The following is a 2,399-nucleotide window of genomic DNA, read 5'->3' on the forward strand; positions in this document are numbered from 1 at the left end:
ATATTAGTATATCACGACCATGAAAACTTGTCAATATCTTTTTTCTATTTTTTTAAATTTTTTGTTGTTTTTTTGATTTTAAAAAAGGAAATGCTGTTAAATCAGCATTTCCCAAGCTCTTTTATGATTTCTTCGATATAAACCTCTTCTTGGTTTCCACGATCCATCAATCCTCTTTTTGATATTTTTAACAGATCTAACGAATATTGTTTAATTTTCACCAATTCACTTTCAGTTAACTGTTTTTTCGAATATTGCCTTCTTAATTCTTTCGGATTTTCTTTACTAAAATCAAAAACTATATTTTGAGCTAAATACTCGTCTAATTCTTTGATATTATGATGCAATCCGACATGAAATGCAATTGGTGCAAATGTTTTATTTAATGGTTGAGTACAAACACTTCTATATTCGATGGTTCCTCTTGTTGTTAAATCTTGAAAATGGTAGCTTCTATGATTCTTTAGGTCCTCTTCTTGCGGTTTTATTTCTTGTCTAGATCTATCTAAGCGATAGGCTACTATTTTTTCTTTTGCGAGATAATCCTCTACTCTAATAGGTTCGAAATATAAGATTTCATTCTCACGATAAACATAAAACAAGGCTGTCTTCGCTAAATATTCTAGAAAGTCCTTTTCATTTATAAACTCTTTAGGATTTACACCAACATTTTCCTGATAATAGCCATGCATGGAATCTTCCCAGAAAATATCTCTTGAGATCTTCGTATCCCAGTCTTCTCCATCGAAAATGGAATTAGCAAACAGATATGCTTTTGCTGGCTCTACCTTATTCATCGCATTAATTATTTCCAAGTAATTCGTTCTTGAAACATCTAATTGTACTTGATTGCCACAAATAAAGGTTCCATAGTCTGGATAATCATGGAATCGATGGTTAGGATCTTGTCCAGACAGTTGTAAGAATTGAATCAGCATTTTATAACGATCAATTTTTACAGGTTGATTTTCATTTATTCTCCAATAAGGATGGATGCCTTTTCCTTCTATTTGATGCTGCCTCTCTCTTAAGAATGGTTGAATGATTCCTAAATAGTGTTGCAACCGTCTTTCGACTTCTTGGATGGTTTTAGTCTTTTCAAAAGCAAATTCAATGGTATTGTAAGATAACTCAAATACAATTTGATCTTTGTTTATTTTATGTTGTAACTGGACTGGATTCCCATCTTCATCTTGTTTAATCGCAATAAACTCTTCAACTTCTTGTAGATACCTAAAAAGAGCCTTTGTAACCAGTACATCCGTTTTATTCCCCATTGTATTTACGATTGGAAATTCGAGTTCAACCCCAATGTACTGCTCTGGATTATTTTTCAGCGAGGCAAGGTAACGCTTTGCCAATAATTGCTGGGCGAGTGCTTTTGATTTTTCTTTTACTGTCATAACTCTTCTATTATATCAAAAAAACGCCTGCTTACGAAATTGTTTTAAATTAAAGCAATTTCGTAAACAAGCGTCTACCATTTACCTCAATATGATGAGTGTTACCGCTAGGATAAATCCTAGCGGCAGACCAGAGCTAGACTAAGAAGAACCATTCAGTTCTTCCAACATCATAACACTCAACAAAATTGATGATTTTATACTAATTCGATAATTGCCATTGGCGCAGCATCCCCACGGCGTGGTTCAGTTTTAAGGATACGAGTATATCCACCATTGCGCTCAGCATAACGTGGTGCAAGTTCAGAGAACAATTTTTGAAGTGCAGTTGTTTCTGAATATTTACCAGTTTCTTCATCAAAGTTTTGTGATGCAACTTCGTTACGTACGTAAGCAGCTGCTTGACGACGTGCATGCAAGTCACCACGTTTACCTAAAGTAATCATTTTTTCAACTGATTTACGGATTTCTTTTGCACGTGCTTCAGTTGTTACGATTGCTTCATTGATGATAAGATCTGTAGTCAAATCACGAAGTATTGCTTTACGTTGCGAGCTAGTGCGTCCTAGTTTACGGTAAGCCATGTATTCCTCCTCTATTTATCGTTTTTTAGCCCAAGGCCTAAATCGGCAAGCTTAACTTTAACTTCTTCGAGACTCTTACGTCCAAGGTTACGAACCTTCATCATTTCTGGTTCAGATTTTTCTGTCAAATCATACACAGTATTGATACCGGCACGTTTCAAACAGTTATATGAACGAACAGAAAGATCCAATTCTTCGATGGTACGTTCTAGTACTCGATCATCTGATGCTGTATCTACTTCCTTCATAACATCTGTCGCAATCGCGATTTCTGTTAAGTTCGTAAAGAGGTTAAGGTGTTCTGTCAAAATACGAGCAGATAAACCTAAAGCATCTTCTGGAATAATTGTTCCATTTGTTAAGATTTCAAGGGTTAGTTTGTCAAAACCATCGTTGCTACCAACGCGAGCTG

Annotated in this window: 3 protein-coding genes; all 3 read right to left on the reverse strand. The window is 35.1% G+C overall.

What is annotated here, in order from left to right:
* Positions 1 to 101: 101 nt before the first annotated feature.
* Positions 102 to 1,403 (reverse strand): glutamate-cysteine ligase family protein, encoded by a 1,302-nt coding sequence (locus ACLOR3_RS08780; RefSeq protein WP_195348280.1) that lies wholly within the window; start codon positions 1,401 to 1,403, stop codon positions 102 to 104.
* A 197-nt stretch (positions 1,404 to 1,600) separates the two neighbouring features.
* Positions 1,601 to 1,987 carry a 50S ribosomal protein L17 gene (gene rplQ, locus ACLOR3_RS08785; protein WP_411400888.1) on the reverse strand — a complete coding sequence of 129 codons (387 nt, stop codon included), beginning with the start codon at positions 1,985 to 1,987 and terminating at the stop codon, positions 1,601 to 1,603.
* A gap of 11 nt (positions 1,988 to 1,998) precedes the next feature.
* Positions 1,999 to 2,399: DNA-directed RNA polymerase subunit alpha C-terminal domain-containing protein (locus ACLOR3_RS08790; RefSeq protein ID WP_412037152.1), on the reverse strand; the 401-nt coding region annotated here is incomplete at its 5' end.

The organism is Streptococcus intestinihominis, from assembly GCF_046824975.1.
Taxonomy (GTDB): Bacteria; Bacillota; Bacilli; order Lactobacillales; family Streptococcaceae; genus Streptococcus.